The organism is Massilia sp. LXY-5 (assembly GCF_059801075.1).
Window position 1 is genome coordinate 243395 of record NZ_JBNNEH010000005.1, and the last position, 16321, is coordinate 259715.

16 protein-coding genes are annotated in these 16321 nt (G+C 65.3%); 10 read left to right on the forward strand and 6 right to left on the reverse strand.

Going from position 1 to position 16321, the window contains the following annotated elements; genetic code table 11:
* The first annotated feature begins 10 nt into the window (after positions 1 to 10).
* Positions 11 to 1798, forward strand: coding sequence for a S8 family serine peptidase (locus tag ACI48I_RS16165; protein ID WP_498574773.1), 1788 nt, complete (start codon positions 11 to 13; stop codon positions 1796 to 1798).
* Positions 1799 to 1870: 72 nt separating this feature from the next.
* Here ACI48I_RS16165 and ACI48I_RS16170 read toward each other — a convergent pair whose 3' ends face one another.
* From ACI48I_RS16170 to hmgA, 3 genes are all read right to left on the reverse strand, one after another.
* On the reverse strand, positions 1871 to 2461 hold the full coding sequence (locus ACI48I_RS16170; RefSeq protein WP_498574774.1) for a PEP-CTERM sorting domain-containing protein: 591 nt from the start codon (positions 2459 to 2461) through the stop codon (positions 1871 to 1873).
* 166 nt (positions 2462 to 2627) lie between these two features.
* Entirely contained in the window at positions 2628 to 3041 is a 414-nt protein-coding gene (locus ACI48I_RS16175; RefSeq protein ID WP_193685759.1) for a secondary thiamine-phosphate synthase enzyme YjbQ, read from the reverse strand.
* A gap of 12 nt (positions 3042 to 3053) precedes the next feature.
* Positions 3054 to 4376: a homogentisate 1,2-dioxygenase gene (gene hmgA, locus ACI48I_RS16180; RefSeq protein WP_498574775.1), complete on the reverse strand. Its 1323-nt coding sequence runs from the start codon at positions 4374 to 4376 to the stop codon at positions 3054 to 3056.
* 106 nt (positions 4377 to 4482) lie between these two features.
* On the opposite strand from hmgA, the gene ACI48I_RS16185 reads away from it, so the two are divergent.
* From ACI48I_RS16185 to ACI48I_RS16210, 6 genes are all read left to right on the forward strand, one after another.
* Positions 4483 to 5388, forward strand: coding sequence for a LysR family transcriptional regulator (locus ACI48I_RS16185; protein ID WP_498574776.1), 906 nt, complete (start codon positions 4483 to 4485; stop codon positions 5386 to 5388).
* Between the two features lie 107 nt (positions 5389 to 5495).
* A complete protein-coding gene (mtoX, locus tag ACI48I_RS16190; RefSeq protein WP_498574777.1) occupies positions 5496 to 6845 on the forward strand; it encodes a methanethiol oxidase in 1350 nt (449 codons plus the stop codon).
* Complete coding sequence (locus ACI48I_RS16195; RefSeq protein WP_498574778.1) at positions 6842 to 7540, forward strand: SCO family protein; 699 nt, start codon at positions 6842 to 6844, stop codon at positions 7538 to 7540. The genes mtoX and ACI48I_RS16195 overlap by 4 nt, the downstream gene beginning before the upstream one ends.
* Before the next feature lie 207 nt (positions 7541 to 7747).
* A complete protein-coding gene (gene hppD, locus ACI48I_RS16200) occupies positions 7748 to 8836 on the forward strand; it encodes a 4-hydroxyphenylpyruvate dioxygenase (protein ID WP_498574779.1) in 1089 nt (362 codons plus the stop codon).
* Positions 8837 to 8899: 63 nt separating this feature from the next.
* Positions 8900 to 9250 (forward strand): CidA/LrgA family protein, encoded by a 351-nt coding sequence (locus tag ACI48I_RS16205; RefSeq protein ID WP_193685764.1) that lies wholly within the window; start codon positions 8900 to 8902, stop codon positions 9248 to 9250.
* Positions 9243 to 9992, forward strand: a complete 750-nt coding sequence (locus ACI48I_RS16210) for an LrgB family protein (protein WP_193685765.1) — start codon at positions 9243 to 9245, stop codon at positions 9990 to 9992. The genes ACI48I_RS16205 and ACI48I_RS16210 overlap by 8 nt, the downstream gene beginning before the upstream one ends.
* A gap of 38 nt (positions 9993 to 10030) precedes the next feature.
* Here ACI48I_RS16210 and ACI48I_RS16215 read toward each other — a convergent pair whose 3' ends face one another.
* Positions 10031 to 10666 carry a hemerythrin domain-containing protein gene (locus ACI48I_RS16215; RefSeq protein WP_193685766.1) on the reverse strand — a complete coding sequence of 212 codons (636 nt, stop codon included), beginning with the start codon at positions 10664 to 10666 and terminating at the stop codon, positions 10031 to 10033.
* Positions 10667 to 11018: 352 nt separating this feature from the next.
* On the opposite strand from ACI48I_RS16215, the gene ACI48I_RS16220 reads away from it, so the two are divergent.
* On the forward strand, positions 11019 to 11927 hold the full coding sequence (locus ACI48I_RS16220; RefSeq protein ID WP_193685767.1) for a manganese catalase family protein: 909 nt from the start codon (positions 11019 to 11021) through the stop codon (positions 11925 to 11927).
* Positions 11928 to 12065: 138 nt separating this feature from the next.
* On the forward strand, positions 12066 to 12983 hold the full coding sequence (locus ACI48I_RS16225; RefSeq protein WP_193685768.1) for a ZIP family metal transporter: 918 nt from the start codon (positions 12066 to 12068) through the stop codon (positions 12981 to 12983).
* A gap of 19 nt (positions 12984 to 13002) precedes the next feature.
* On the opposite strand, the gene ACI48I_RS16230 is transcribed toward ACI48I_RS16225, so the two are convergent.
* Both ACI48I_RS16230 and ACI48I_RS16235 read right to left on the reverse strand, forming a co-directional pair.
* The gene (locus ACI48I_RS16230; protein WP_193685769.1) at positions 13003 to 13641 is read right to left on the reverse strand and encodes a dienelactone hydrolase family protein; all 639 of its coding nucleotides are present in this window, start codon (positions 13639 to 13641) and stop codon (positions 13003 to 13005) included.
* A 186-nt stretch (positions 13642 to 13827) separates the two neighbouring features.
* Entirely contained in the window at positions 13828 to 15171 is a 1344-nt protein-coding gene (locus ACI48I_RS16235) for an MFS transporter (RefSeq protein WP_498574780.1), read from the reverse strand.
* 142 nt (positions 15172 to 15313) lie between these two features.
* Between ACI48I_RS16235 and cyoA the strand changes: the two genes are divergently transcribed.
* Positions 15314 to 16321, forward strand: a complete 1008-nt coding sequence (gene cyoA / locus ACI48I_RS16240; protein WP_498574781.1) for a ubiquinol oxidase subunit II — start codon at positions 15314 to 15316, stop codon at positions 16319 to 16321.

Consider the following 16321-nt stretch of genomic DNA (forward strand, 5'->3'; position numbering starts at 1 on the left):
TTCGCTTGCCATGATCAATGCTTCCAACCTCTTCTCCCTGCGTCAAACCGCCGCCGCACTGGCAGTCGCCAGTCTCGTCCTCTCGTTCGGCGCCAGCGCCCAGGCCGCACAGCCTGGCGAATTCGCGCGCGGCCGCATCCTGATCGAAGCGCGCGCCGGCCTCTCCGACGCCGAGCTCGACGACCTGGTCAAGGCCCACGGCGGCAAGCGCCGCAAGGTCGGCCAGAGCCGCATGCAGATCGTCGACCTGCCGCCCGGCCTGTCGGAAGAGGACGTGGTCGCCAAGCTGGCGCGCCGCCCGGAACTCAAGTTTGCGGAGCTCGACCGTAAAGTCACGGTCGCGATGGCCGTCAACGATCCTTACATCGGCAGCGCCTGGCACATCGGCAAGATCGGCGCCCCGACCGCCTGGGACAGCACCCAGGGCAGCGGCATCACGATCGCCGTGCTCGATACCGGCGTCAACGTCGCCCACCCGGACCTGAAGGACCGCATCGTTCCCGGCTTCAACGTCCAGGACAACAATACCGACACCAGCGACCTGTGCGGCCATGGCACGGCGGTGGCCGGCACGGCCGCGGCCAGCACCAACAATGCGCTGGGCGTGGCCGGTATCGCCGGCGCCGCGAAGATCATGCCGATCCGTATCGTGTTCAAGGATGCGGCCGGCGCCTGCCAGGCCTATTTCAGCACCATCGCCAGCGGCATCACCTACGCCGCCGACCACGGCGCGCGCGTCGCCAACGTCAGTTTTGTCGGCATCGCGGGCAGCTCGGCCGTGAAAAGCGCCTCGAACTACATGAAGAGCAAGGGCGGCCTGGTCTTCATCTCGGCCGGCAACAACAACGTCGACGAAAACGTGGTGCCCGACACCTCCTTCATCATCGTCTCCTCGACCGACAGCGCGGACGCCAAATCGAGCTTCTCCAGCTGGGGCAGCTTTGTCTCGCTGGCGGCGCCCGGCACCGGCATCTGGACCACCAACAACGCGCTCGGCTATTCGGCCTGGAACGGCACCTCGTTCGCCAGCCCTGTCGCCGCAGGCGTGGCCGGCCTGATGATGGCATCGCGTCCCGACCTGAGCTCGGCGCAGGTCGAGTCGCTGCTGTTCAAGACCGCGGTCGACCTGGGCGCGGCCGGCCGCGATCCGGTGTTCGGCTATGGCCGCGTGAACGCCGCGGCCGCCGTCAGCGCCGCCCGCGCCTTCGTCAGCACGGTCGACACCACCGCGCCGACGGCCTCGATCGCCGCGCCGCTGGGCAGCAGCACGGTGTCGGGTTCGGTGCCGGTCAGCGTGAATGCGCTTGACAACGTCGGCGTGGCCCGCGTCGAGCTGAAGGTGAACGGCACCGTGGTCGCCACCGACAGCGCCGCGCCGTACAGCTTCAGCTGGAACTCGGCCGGTTCGCCGAACGGCATGGCCGCGTTGGTCGCGGTCGCGTATGACGCCGCCGGCAATGCGGGCGCCTCGAGCACGGTGTCGGTGAACGTCGCCAACGTCACCACCTCGGTGCCGAGCGACACGATCGCGCCAAGCGTCAACATCACCAACCCGGTCGCCGGCGCGGTCAACGGTACGGTGGCGGTGAGCGTCAGCGCCACCGACAACGCGGGCGCCGCCGGCATCCGCACCAGCCTGTCGATCGACGGCGTGCTGAAGGCCAGCGGCAGCGGCGGTTCGCTGTCGTACAGCTGGAACACCAAAAAGGAGCGCGCCGGCACCCATACGGTTTCGGTCACCGCGCGCGACGCGGCCGGCAACGCCAGCACGAAATCGGTTGCCGTCACGGTCAATTAAAACCGTCCGACGCAATGGAAAATGGCGCCCTGCGGGGCGCCATTTTTTTCGCCTGATCGCAGGATCGAAGGCTTATTGACGGCTGCGGCGGCGCAGGGCCATGCCGGCCAGGCCCGCGCCCAGCAGGGCAAGCGAAGCCGGTTCCGGCACTTCGCCAGGATTGCCGCCAGGACCGCCGGTGCCGTCGTCGCCCGGCACGTAGGTGATGTGGCTCAGGCGGCCGATGTTGCAGTTGTTGTCGTTGTTGTTGTCGGAGCAATTACCGCCGCTGAGGAAGTTCACCTGGGCGCTGCTCCAGACGAGCTGGGTCAGGTCGCCGATGTTCTTGAAGACATAGGTGTCGATCTTGGTATTGCTGCCGCCGGTGCCGAACTTCAGCAGGAAATAACCTGGTCCTGGTGCGGCAACATTGATCACGAACAAACCGGTCGCCGCGTCGAACGTCGCGCCGTTGGTACCGTCGATCTTGGTCAGGTCGTTTTGGTTGTAATCGTTGCCGGTTGCATCTTCGAAAAAGCTCAGTTCGGTTCCGGCGCCCGAGCTGGCGCTGTCGTACGATTTCAGGAACTCGTCCATCGTTGGTCCTGCCATGGCGCTGCCTGCTGCCAGGCCGGTTGCTGCGATTGCTGCAATCAGGATGCTCTTCATCTTCGTTGCGTACATGGTCAACCCTCTTTTTAGTTGTGAGCTCATCTATATGCAAAGGGCGTGCCAGCGTGCGTAAGTGCTTGATTAGTTTATGAACAGCATTTATTCGAGGTGTGGAAAACACAATAGTAGTTGACCACTGTAAATTATTTCGACAGCGCAGTCCGGGGTGCGGGGCGATTCAGCCGATAACCGTGACCACCACCGTGCGCCGGTGCGGCCTGGTCCGATGCTCCCACAGGAAGATGCCCTGCCAGGTACCGAGCAGCAGCCGGCCGCCGCCGACCGGGACCGTGATACCCGTATCGGTCAGCACGTTGCGCGCGTGCGCCGCCATGTCGTCGGGGCCTTCGTCATTGTGGCGGTAGGCCGGGTCGCCGTCCGGCGCCAGGCGTCCCAGCACAGTGTCGAGGTCGCGCCGCACGTCGGGGTCGGCGTTCTCCGTGATCGTCAGCGAGCAGCTGGTGTGCTGGACGAAGACCTGCGCCAGCCCGCAAGCGATGCCCGACGCCGCGACGACTTGCGCCACCTCGTGCGTGATGTCGCGGGTGCCGCGGCCGCGGGTCTCGACATGCAGGATGTGCTGGTGCGCCATCGGCCCGCTCCCTTACGGCGTCGGCCGGAAGTTTTTCCGGATGCCGGCCCAGCAGTCGTGATACCCGGCCTGCAGCTGCGGGGAAGCGAGGGCGTGCGCGGTCGGGCAGAGCACGTTGCGGGTTTCGAACATGAAGGCCATGGTGTCACCGACCTTCGCCGGCTTGCCCGTATCGGCCGTGCTGGCCTTGTCGAAGGTCGCCGCATCCGGTCCGTGCCCGCTCATGCAATTGTGCAGGCTGGCGCCGCCCGGCACGAAGCCCTCGGCCTTGGCGTCGTAGGCGCCATGCACCAGGCCCATGAATTCGCTGGCGACATTCCGGTGGAACCAGGGCGGGCGGAAGGTGTCTTCGCCGACCAGCCAGCGCGGGGGGAAGATCACGAAGTCGAGGGTGTCGACGCCCGGGGTGTCGGAAGGGGCCTGCAAGACCAGGAAGATCGACGGGTCCGGATGGTCGTAGCTGATCGAGCCGATGGTGTTGAAGTGGCGCAGGTCATATTTATAGGGCACGTAGTTGCCGTGCCAGGCGACGACGTCGAGCGGGGAGTGCCCGATCCTGGCGCTCCACAGGTTGCCGCAGAATTTCGCCACCAGCTGGAAATCGCCTTCGCGTTCTTCATAGCGGGCCACGGGCGTCAGGAAGTCGCGCGGGTTGGCCAGGCCGTTCGAGCCGATCGGCCCCAGGTCGGGCAGGCGCAACAGGGCGCCGAAGTTCTCGCAGATGTAGCCGCGCGCGGCGCCGTCCGGCAGGCGCACCTGGAAGCGGATGCCGCGCGGGACGACGGCGATTTCCTGCGGTTCCAGCGCGATCGTACCGAGCTCGGTGGCGATCTCGAGACGGCCCTGCTGGGGCACGATGAGCAGTTCGCCGTCGGCCGAGTAAAAGAAACGGTCCGTCATCGAGCGGTTCGCCGCGTACAGGTGGATCGCGCAACCGTTCATGCTTTCCGGCGAGCCGTTGCCGGCCATGGTGACCCAGCCGTCGACGAAATCGGTGGGCGCATCGGGCAGCGGCAGCGGACTCCAGCGCATCTGGTTCGGCGGCGGGGCGACGTCGGTAAAACTGCCGACGATGCGGCCCTTGTCGATTTGTTCGAACGGCCCGTGCATGGCCGCCGGCCGGATGCGGTACAGCCAGGAGCGGCGGTTATGCGCGCGCGGGGCCGTGAAGGCCGTGCCGGAAAGCTGCTCGGCGTACAAACCATAGGCGACCTGCTGGGGCGAATTGCGGTGCTTCGGCAAGGCGCCGGGCAGGGCTTCGGTGGCGAATTCGTTGCCGAATCCAGACAAATAAGCTGATTGGTAAGCGGATTCGGTACCGATGTGCTGGGTCATGCGGATCTCCTTGCAGTATTTCCGTGCACTCTAAGTCAGGCGTTGGCATTTTACGACGTGAATAGATGAATGTAGACTATTCATCTGCTAAATACTGGAGTCCCTTGTGATCGAGCCGCACGATATCGACCTGAACCTGTTGGCCGTGTTCCAGGAAGTCTACCGCGAACGCCAGATTTCGAACGCGGCGCGCCGCCTGAACCTCAGCCAGTCGGCCGTCAGCAATGCGCTGGCGCGCCTGCGCCGCCTGTTCGGCGACGCGCTGTTCGTGCGCACGGGGCAGGGCATGCAGCCCACGCCCTTCGCGCAAAGCCTGGCGGAACCGGTCGGCGCCGCCCTGGCCCAGGTCGCGCTGGCCCTGAACCAGCGCAGCGCCTTCGAAGCCGCCACCAGCACGCGCCGCTTCACGATCGCCATGACCGACGTCGGCGAGCTGCATTTCATGCCGGCCCTGATCGAACGCTGCCGCCTGGCGGCGCCCCATCTGCAGATCAGCTCGCGCCGCGCGGGCAGTATCGCCCTCAAGGAAGAAATGGAGAGCGGGCGGGTCGACCTGGCGATCGGTCCCTTCGAGGACATTTCCGAAGCCTTGTATCAGCGCCTGCTGTTTCGCCAGCCCTATGTGAGCATGGTCAGGCGCGGCCATCCGCTCACCGAAGGCAAAGTCGACCTGGCCCGCTTCGCCGCCGCCGAGCACCTGTTCGTCGACTCCAGCGAGAGTCCTTACGACCGCATCAACCAGCTGCTGGAAAAGGCCGGGATCGGCGCCTCGACGCGCTTCCGGGTGCCGCATTTCACGGCCGTGCCCTACATCGTCCAGGCCAGCGACCTGGTGGTGACGGTGCCGCAGAAGCTGGCCGAGCGGGCCGGGCCGCCCTTCGGGCTGGCCTGGATCACGCCGCCCCTGAAGCTGCCGCCGCTGCAGACCAATATGTTCTGGCACCGGCGCTACAACCAGGACCCGGGCAACCAGTGGCTGCGCGGGCTGGTCGCCGGTACCTTCGCCCAATAGGGCGGACGGCCATGCTCCAGCTCGTTCAATCCGCTCGCTTTGATCTAACGCAAACTCTAAACCTTGCGGACAGCGATCCTGACGGCTTGTCCTGAGAGGAGATCAACATGCAACTGCATCGACTCACCCGCGCGGCCGCGCCGCTTGCGCTGACTGCGCTCATGTTCGGCTTCACCGTCCCGCAGGCCTTCGCGGACGAGACCTGCAACTCCCCCTACCTGTCCAGCCTGGTCAAGGGGCAGGAAGACTACCTGTACGTGTGGACCCTGGGCGTGAAGGGCATGGGCGACGGCTCGGACAAGCTGGTCACCCTCGACGTGAATCCGAAATCGCCCAGGTTCGGCCAGGTGATCACGCAAGTCTCCGTGGGCGGGCGCGGCGAGGCCCACCATGCCGGTTTCACCGACGACCGCCGCTTCCTCTGGGCCGGCGGCCTCGACGACAGCAAGATCTATGTATTCGACATCCACACCGATCCCGCGAAGCCGCGGCTGGTGAACACGATAGCCGATTTCGCCAAACGCTCCGGGCTGGTGGGCCCGCACACCTTCTATGCCTTGCCCGGCAGGATGCTGGTCGGGGCGCTGTCGAACAACAGGGACGGCGGCGGCACCACCGGCATGGCCCTGTATAACAACAAGGGCGAGTTCATCCGGACCTACGACATGCCGGCCGCGCCTGCAATGAAAGGCGGCGACGGCTACGGCTACGACCTGGCGATCAATCCGGCCAGGAACGCGATGCTGAGCTCCAGCTTCACCGGCAAGAAGAACTACATGACGCCGCTCGGCACCCTGATCAAGGACCAGGGCGCGATGAAGCAGTTCGGCAATACGATGGTGCTGTGGAACCTGAAGGCCATGCAGCCCGAACACGTGTTCCAGGTGCCCGGCGCACCGCTCGAAATCCGCTGGTCGCTGAACCCGGGCGACGACTGGGCGATCACGGCGACCGCGCTCACCTCGAAGCTGTGGCTGGTGAAGAAGGACGCCAAGGGCCAATGGCAGGCGAAGGACGTCGCCACCATCGGCGACCCGGCCAGGACGCCGCTGCCGGTCGACATCTCGATGCGGGCCGACGGCAAGGGCCTGTGGGTGAATACCTTCATGGACGGCACCACCCGCTACTTCGACATCAGCAATCCGGAGGCGCCGCGCCAGACCTATGCGAAGAAGACCGGATCCCAGGTCAACATGATTTCGCAGAGCTGGGACGGCAAGCGGGTCTATGTGAGCTCCTCGCTGCTGGCCAACTGGGACAAGGGCGGCGCGGACGACGAGCAATTCGTGAAACTGTTCGGCTGGGACGGCAAGGAGCTGAGCGAACAATGGAAAGTGGATTTCTACAAGCTCAAATTGGGGCGCCCGCATCACATGAAGTTCGGCGCGAAAGCGGGGCAGCTTGCGGCCTATCCGGCGGCAGCTACGCCGGCCGCGGTCTCGATCGCGAACCGGTGAGGGCGGGCGCGCTGCCGCGTGCCGCCTTGCTGGCGCTCGCCCTGTGGGCGGGCGCCGCCACGGCGGCGCAGGACCCCGGCCCCTCCACCGTCCCGGTGCTCGGCTTCATTCCGCCCGCGCCGGGCAGCTACCGGCTCGAGCGCATCATGAAGGCGCCGGACGGGATCGTGCTGGAGAGCGACGGCAGCCTGCGCCGCCTGTCGGAATTCACGACCGGCAAGGTCACGCTGTTCTCCTTCATCTATACCTATTGCACCGACGCGAAGGGCTGTCCGCTGGCCTATGCCACCCTGCACAGCCTGAAGGGGACGATCGAGCGCTCGCCCTCCCTGCGCGGCAAGGTGCGTTTCGTCAGCATGAGCTTCGATCCGGAATTCGACACCCCGGTGGCGATGCGCAGCTATGGCGGCAGCGAGGCCCGCGATCGGCGCGGCCTGGACTGGCACTTCCTCACCACCCGTAACGGCAGGGAACTGGCGCCGCTGCTCGACGGCTTCGGCCAGGATGTCTCGGTCGCTGCCGAGGGCCGGCCCGGCCGGCGTCCTCCTGTACTGAGCCACATGCTGAAGGTCTACCTGCTCGACCCCGGCGGCGAAGTGCGCGAGATCTATTCGACCTCCTACCTGCACCCCGTCGTACTCCTCAACGATGTCAAGACCCTGTTGCAGGAGCGGCCCGGTCCTCGCCCGCGCTGAAAAAAAACCGGTTTTCGAACGGGGCGGGGACGGGTATGCTCCGCCCCGAGCATGCCGATCCGACATGAGTGTCCGGAGCAGCTTGAGGAAGGGCGCCCCGACTGGCGTATCATTCCGCTCGCACGGTTCCGCCAGGTAGCGCGCTCACGAGGCGCGCGCCGGCTGGAGGAGATCATTTGTACCAGTAGGAAGATAAGGGAAAACAAGATGGCTGACCTGTTTGAGAATCCAATGGGCCTGATGGGCTTCGAATTCGTCGAGTTCGCGTCCCCGACGCCGGGCGTGCTCGAGCCGATCTTCGAGAAGCTGGGCTTTACCAAGGTCGCGGTACACCGCTCGAAGAACGTGAGCCTGTACCGCCAGGGCGAGATCAATTTCATCATCAACAACGAGCCGAAAAGCTACGCCGCGTATTTCGCCGCCGAGCACGGCCCGTCGGCCTGCGGCATGGCCTTCCGCGTCAAGGATTCCCATCAAGCCTACAAGCGCGCCCTGGAACTCGGCGCCCAGGCGGTCGAGATCCCGACCGGCCCGATGGAGCTGCGCCTGCCGGCCATCAAGGGCATCGGCGGGGCGCCGCTCTACCTGATCGACCGTTTCGAAGACGGCAAGTCGATCTATGACATCGATTTCGAGTTCCTGCCCGGTGTCGAGCGCCGCCCGCCCGGCCACGGCCTCAAGATCATCGACCACCTGACCCACAACGTCTACCGCGGCCGCATGGCCTTCTGGGCCGGCTTCTACGAGAAACTGTTCAACTTCCGCGAAATCCGCTACTTCGACATCAAGGGCGAGTACACCGGCCTGACCTCGAAGGCGATGACCGCGCCCGACGGCAAGATCCGGATTCCGCTGAACGAAGAAGGGAAGGCGGGCGGCGGCCAGATCGAGGAATTCCTGATGCAGTTCAACGGCGAGGGCATCCAGCACATCGCCCTGCTGACCGACGACCTGGTCACGACCGTGGACGCCCTGCGCGCCGCCGGCGTGCCGCTGATGAGCGCGCCACCGGCCACCTATTACGAGATGCTCGACGGCCGCATCCCGGGCCACGGCGAAAATCCGGCCGAGCTGCAGGCGCGTGGCCTGCTGCTGGACGGCAGCGTCGTCGACGGCAAGCCGCGCCTGCTGCTGCAGATCTTCGGCGAAGCCCAGCTCGGTCCCGTCTTCTTCGAATTCATCCAGCGCAAGGGCGACGACGGCTTCGGCGAAGGCAACTTCAAGGCCCTGTTCGAGTCGATCGAGCGCGACCAGGTGAGGCGCGGGGCGATCGGGCAGGCGGCAGAGGCCGCGTAATATAATACGATGCGCCGGACAAACCGGCGCCATTCGGAGAACCTCGCCTTTCGGAGAACCTGTTTGCTGCCCGCATTCGCCCTGCTGCTCCTCTTCCAGTGCCTCGGCGAAGGCCTCGTCTTCCTGCTCGGCCTGCCCGTGCCCGGCCCGGTGGCCGGGATGATCCTGCTGTTCGTCACGCTGGTGCTGCGGCCGGCGCTGCAAACGCGTATCGAAACCGCCGCAAACGCACTCCTGGGCCACCTGTCGCTGCTGTTCGTCCCGGCCGGCGTCGGCATCGTTGCGGCCGCCGGCAGCGGCAGCGGGCACTGGCTGGCGATCGTCGCTTCCCTGGTTGCCAGCACGGTGCTGACGCTGGCGGTCACCGGGCTGGTCCTGCGCGGAATGAAACCGGAAGGAGAGGGCGATGCCTGATTTCGCCCAGCTCAGTCCGCATCTGAACCAGTTCTGGGTGTATTTGTCCGCCTCGCCGCTGCTGGGCCTGACGATGACGCTGTGCGCCTACGTGCTGGCGCAGGAAGTCTACAGGCGCTGCAAGTATTCTCCGCTGGCCAATCCGGTGGCGATCGCGATCGCCCTGGTCAGCATCGCACTGCTCGTGAGTGGCATGTCCTACCAGCGCTATTTCGCCGGCGCCCAGTTCGTCCACTTCCTGCTGGGACCGGCCACCGTGGCGCTGGCCGTGCCGCTGGCGCGCCAGGTACCGCGCATCCGGCGCGCCTTCCTGCCCCTGGCCTGCGCCTTGCTGGCGGGCTGTGTCACCGCCATCGTGTCGGCGGTGGGCGTGGTGCTGGTGCTGGGTGGGTCGGGCGTACTGGCGCGCACGGTGGGGCCCAAGTCGGCCACCTCGCCGATTGCCATGGCGATTTCGGAACGCCTGGGCGGCGTGCCCGCGCTCACGGCCGTGCTGGTGATCGGCACCGGCATTTTCGGCGCCGCGATCGCACGCTCCCTGTTCAATGCCATGAAGATCGAATCCCATGCGGCGCGCGGTTTTGCGCTGGGCCTGGCCGCCCATGGCATCGGCACGGCGCGCGCCTTCCAGGTGAGTGCCGAGATGGGTGCGTTCGCCGGTCTCGGCATGGGATTGAACGGCGTGATGACGGCCGTGCTGGCGCCCTGGCTGGTACCCCTGGTCATGCGCCTGCTGGGCTAGCCGGCAGGCGTTCCGGCTCCAGATTCAGCCCCGAGCTGTCAGCTTGCGTGCCGCGTCGAGCTGGCGTTGGACCAGGTACGGGTGTCGTCCGGCTTGCCACCCGGTTTCTTGACCAGGCTGCGCAGCGCGAGCAGGGCACTGATGCCGCCCACGACCATCGCGGTCGTGCTGCCGGAGAAGCCGACGGCGTGGCTCTTGGCCAGCTGCCCGGCTTTCGGCGCAACCAGTTCCATGCGGCGCTTGTTCATCTGGGCGCCGAGTTCCGACAGGCGCGCCTTGCTCATCAGGGTTTCCGCCTGCGGCAGCAGCGTCGTTTCCTCGTCGGCCACGTGGTGGATCACGTCGCGCATCAGTTCGAGCAGGATCTTGTCGTGGCGCGGGTCGGAACCGCTGGTACGGCGCAGTTCCGCGATCAGGCGGCGCATGTCGTCGTGCTCGGGCTCGGCCTTGTGGACGAAGGGCTCTCCCTTGTCGATCTGGCGCATCACGGGATAAAACACTTCCTCTTCCAGCGTGGCGTGGATCTCGAGCGCAGTGCAGATGGTATCGGCCAGCGCTTTCTTGACGCTCGGCGACTTGTCCTTCGTGTACTGGTGAAACGTGACCATCACATGCGAGTGATCGAAACGGATCATGTCGGTGATAGTCGGGCTCAGCTGGTTCATGGAAAACATGGTGTGTCCCTCCGGATTGACGAATGAATAAGATCCTAGTCCGGGCCGGTGCTGCACGGCGTAGGAGTGCGACGCATCGGTTTGTCGGCAAACGGCGCGCTGATGCGAAAATAGTTGAGTAACTGAAAGTAATAGCTACGGACGCAATCTGACCGGAAACAGGTGTTTTTCCTTGTGATAGTTTGTCACCGATGTCCTACACGGGAACGGCCAGGCTGCTGATTACTCGTCGAAATTTGTCCTGCCAAGATGAAGCCATGTTCGACTGACGGTTGACACCGTGCAGCCGTGTTGAGAGGGCGAGGCACGCTGTCGCGTGGACGCTTAGTTTTCATCTATCGGAGGAGTCGGAATGTTTGCACATAACAAACGCCTGCAGTACACGGTTCGCGTTTCCGGACCGAATCCAGGCCTGGCCAACCTGATGCTCGAGCAGTTCGGCGGGCCCCAGGGCGAGCTGGCTGCCGCCATGCGTTACTTTACCCAGGCCGTATCGGAAGACGATCCGGGCCGCAAGGACATGCTGTTCGACATCGCAACCGAAGAGCTGAGCCACCTCGAGGTGATCGGCAATATCGTCGCCATGCTGAACAAGAGCGCCAAGGGCGAGCTGGCGGAAGCGGTCGATACCGAAGCCGAGATGTACCGCAAGATCACCGGCGCCGGCAACGACTCCCACATCACCCAGGTGCTGTACGGCGGCGGCACACCGCTGGTCAATTCGGCCGGCGTGCCCTGGACTGCGGCCTATATCGACTCGATCACTGAGCCGACCGCCGACCTGCGTTCGAATATCGCCGCCGAGGCGCGCGCAAAAATCGTCTACGAGCGCCTGATCGCGCTCACCGACGACCCCGGCGTGAAGGAAGCGCTGGGCTTCCTGATGACGCGCGAGGTGGCGCACCAGAAATCCTTCGAAAAAGCCCTGTATTCGATGGAGTCGAATTTCCCTCCGGGCAAAATGCCGGTCGATCCGCGCTTCTCCAGCGTCTATTTCAACATGTCGCAGGGTCCCGGCGAAATGCGCGGCCCATGGAACCAGGGTCCGCAGTGGGACTTCGTCACCGACCGCGAAAAGCAGATGGCGGTCGACGGCGGCTCCGGCGAAGCCGAGGTCAAACTGCCCGCGGCCGACATCGAGGTGCTCAAGCAGATGCAGGCGCGCACCCTGTCCGATCCGTCCAAGGATCCGCAGACCGGCGCCGAACTGGGCCTCGACCCATCGACGCCGAAAGGCGCTTCGGCTGTCAGCAAGCCGTAATCACGCAGCGAAGGGCGCGCGCCCTCGTTTTCGGACCGCTTCTCGGTCCGATCCAGGCGCGCGCCGTGGCCGCTCGGGTGTTTGCTACCCTGTTTTCAAGCCGGGTAGTGCGCCCCGGGCGGACGGAAGGAATCGTGGATGGACTCCGAAACAAGCAAACTGGGCTGGACTGGCGCGTATCTGCGCCCCCTTGTTCGTGCCTTGACCGTGCGGCGCATCATCGGCCTGCTGATTTTCTCGGCCGGCTGCGTCCTCATGCTCGGCAGCCTGGCCGACCAGCTCATGACCAATCCCAAAATGCCCGCGGCCTTGCTGGGCGGCGCGACGGCCGCCGCGGCCACGGCCCTGGGCACCCTGCCGGTCCTGTTTTCACAGAATTTTTCGAAACGTACCTATGACGGTTTCCTCGGCTTCGGCGCCGGCGTGATGCTGGGTGCGACCGCATTCTCGCTGGTCATCCCGGCCCTCGCTGCCGCGCGCTCCTCGGGCGCCGGCCCCTGGGAAGCCAGCCTGCTGGCGGGTGTCGGCATCATGGGCGGCGCCGGCGCCATCCTCCTGATGAGCCGCGCCACCGAGCCGGCCCAGGTGCTGGCGAGCGACGTGCACGGCAGCTCGCTGCGCCGCGCCTGGCTGTTCGTCACCGCCGTCGCCCTGCACAACATGCCCGAAGGCCTGGCGATCGGCGTGGCCTATGCCGGCATCGACATTGAAAAAGCCCATTCGCTGATGACCGGCGTCTCGATCCAGGACGTGCCGGAAGGGCTGGTGGTGGCCCTCGCGCTGCGCACGGTCGGCTACAGCCGCCTGGTGTCGGTCGGCCTCGGCGTCCTGTCGGGCGTGATTGAGCCGATCGCCGCGGCGTTCGGCGTGGCCCTGATCGGGGTCGCGGGCGGGATGCTGCCGGTGGCGCTGGCGGCGGCCGGCGGCGCGATGCTGTTCGTGATCGTCAACGACGTGATTCCCGAGATGCGCGAAAACGGAAATGGGACCTCGGCGACGATTGCCCTGATTTTCGGGTTCATCCTGATGACGGTGCTGGATACGGCGCTGGCCTGATTTCTCGACCGGTGCGCCTTCAAGGCTCGAAATGCCGCACGAACCAGCTGCAAGCCAGGTCCGCCACCTGTTCCAGCGCGCCCGGCTCCTCGAACAGGTGGGTTGCACCCGGCACGATCTCGAGCGCCTTCTCGCAGCCCAGCGCCTCGTACGCTTCCCGATTCAGGTCGACCACCTGCCCATCCTCGCCGCCCACGATCAACAGGGTCGGCGCGATCACGTGGGCCAGGGCCGTCCCGGCCAGGTCAGGCCGCCCGCCGCGCGAAACCACGGCCGCGATCCCGGTGCCGCTGTCGGCCGCCACCCGCAGGGCCGCCGCGGCGCCCGTGCTGGCGCCGAACAGGCCCAGGGGCAAGGGCGCCGTCAACGGTTCGGTACCGAGCCAGCTTGCCGCTGCGTGCAGGCGCGCAGCCAGTACGTCGATGTCGAAGCGGTTCCGGTAAGCGGCGTCTTCCTCGGGGGTGAGCAGGTCCAGCAGCAGGGTGGCGATGCCGCCATCGCGCAGCTCGGCCGCCACCTGGTTGTTGCGCGGGCTGAAGCGGCTGCTGCCGCTGCCGTGGGCGAACAGCACGACCCCGATCGGCGTGGCCGGCAGTTCGAGCATGCCTTCGAGAAGCGCGCCGCCCGCAGGAATGCTGATCAATAGCTTGCGTGTCATGGCTCCCTCCAGCGCCTTACAACATCGCCATGGCAGCGTTGCACCGCCTTGCCCTGACGATGTTGTCAGGCGCACTAAATCAGCTTAGACCTCGGCACAAAAAGAAAAATCCGGCAGGACACGCGGTCCGGCCGGATCGTGGAGGTCGGCGCCGGCACGGGCCGGCACCTACTCAGTATAAGAAGCTTAGTCGCGGATTTCCAGCTTGCGGTTCAGGCTCAGCGCCGCCAGCGAGCCAACCGCGCCCGACAGCAGGTAGAGGCTGACATAGCCGAGGCCGAAGTTGGCCGACAGGCCGAGCGCGACCAGCGGGGCGAAGGCGGCGCCGACCAGCCAGGCCAGGTCGCTCGTCAATGCCGCGCCGGTGTAGCGGAAGCGCGACTCGAAGTTCGAGGTCACGGCGCCGGCCGCCTGGCCGTAGGACAGGCCGAGCAGGCCGAAACCGATCAGGATAAAGGCGTTCTGGCCGGCTTCACCGCCGTCGATCAGCATCGGGACGAAGGCCGAGAAGATGGCGATCAGGGCGGCGAGGGTGCCGAGCGTGGTGCGGCGGCCGACCTTGTCGGCGATCAGGCCGGAAATCAGGATGCAGACGGCGGCCACCGCGGCGCCCCACATCTGGACATACAGGAAGCCGCTGATCGGACGGGTGTCGTAGAGCTGCATCCAGGACAGCGGGAACACCGTCACCAGGTGGAACAGGGCGTAGCTGGCGAGGGCGGCGAGGGCGCCGATGACGACGTTGGCGCCCTGCGTGCGGACCAGTTCGCCAACCGGTGCCGGATCGAGTTCGTGGGCGTCGAGCAGGCGCGAATATTCCGAGGTCGAGACCAGGCGCAGGCGGGCGAACAGGGCGACGACGTTGATCGCGAAGGCGACGAAGAAGGGGAAGCGCCAGCCCCAGACCAGGAAATCGTCGGTCGACAGGTTGTCCAGCATGTAGGCAAACAAGCCGGCGGCGATCAGGAATCCTAACGGTGCGCTCAATTGTCCCAGCATCGCGTACCATCCGCGCTTGTGCTCGGGGGCGTTCAGTGCCAGCAGCGACGGCAGGCCGTCCCAGGAGCCGCCCTGCGCCACGCCCTGGGCGATGCGCATCAGCGACAGCAGGACGATCGAGGTGGTCCCGATCTGCGAATAGGTCGGCAGGAAGGAAATGACGACGGTTGCCGTGCCGAGCAGGAAGAGGGCGATGGTCAGCTTGACTTCCCGGCTGAAGCGCTTCTGGATCCCCATGAACAGGATGGTGCCGATCGGGCGCGCGATGAAAGCGAAGGCGAAGATGGTGAAGGCGTACAGGGTGCCCTCGAGCCGGTCGGCGAAGGGAAAGAACACCGCGGGAAACACGAGCACCGAAGCGATCGCATAGACGAAGAAGTCGAAGTATTCGGAGGCGCGGCCGATGACCACACCGACTGCAATTTCGCTCGGGGAGATATGGCCGTCCCGGGCATTGATGTTGCGGGCGCCGCTATGGGGGGCGGTTACTGGCGCAGCTCCTGCGCCGCCGTACGTATTCGTGCTTTGCATATTCTTCGTCTCCAGTCAGGTCGGCGGCCTTCAGAAATCCCCCTGGCCTGGGCAAGGGTGGGACAAAACGTCCAATGTTCAGCGAAGGCCGATGGCATTACAGTAGCATGTTCTCATTCCCATGTAACGTTAGATACCTAGCATGATTCCTAAAATTGTCCGACCCGGGCTTTCACTTCTCCTGCTTGCAGCGCTGTCCGGCTGCAATACGGTGACGATGAATGCGGCCGGTGATATCGCAAGGCAGCAGGCCGACCTGATCAAGGTCTCGGTGTGGCTGATGTTAATCATCATCATTCCGGTGATGATCCTGACCGTCGTTTTTGCGTGGAAGTACAGAAAGAACGCAAACGCCCGGTACGAGCCGGACTGGGATCACTCGACCAAGCTCGAGCTGGTCATCTGGGGCGCGCCCCTCCTGATCATCATCGCGCTGGGCCTGATCACCTGGATCAGCACCCACAAGCTCGACCCTTACCGTCCGCTGGACCGCCTGGACGCGCAGCGCGCGGTGCCGGCCAACACCAAGGTCCTCGAGGTGCAGGTCGTCTCGCTCGACTGGAAATGGCTGTTCATCTATCCGGAGCAGGGCATCGCCACCGTCAATGAACTGGTGACCCCGGTCGACACCCCGATCCGCTTCAAGCTGACCTCGTCGACCGTGATGAACGCGTTCTACATCCCGACCCTGGCCGGCATGATCTACACGATGCCGGGCATGGAGACGACCCTGAACGCGGTGGTCAACAAGGCCGGCGCCTACAAGGGCCAGTCGTCCAACTTCTCGGGCGACGGTTTCTCGCACATGAAGTTCGCCTACCACGGCACCAGCCAGGCCGAGTTCGACGCCTGGGTTGCCAAGGCCAAGGCCAGCGGCAACGCCCTCGGCCGCGCCGACTACCTGGCGCTGGAAAAGCCGTCGGAAAAAGAGCCGGTGCGCCTGTATGGCAGCGTCGAGCCGAACCTGTTCCTGTCGATCGTGAACCGCTGCGTGGCCGAAGGCGCCGCCTGCATGAATCACCAGATGGCCCAGGACATGCAGCGCGTGCGCAACGACATCGCCCTCAAGCAGTTGCCGCAGGATGGCAAGCGCGTGGCCGATGCCAGCGGCGAAGTCTGCGAAACCCCTATTAATTCTGTGAAGAAGTAA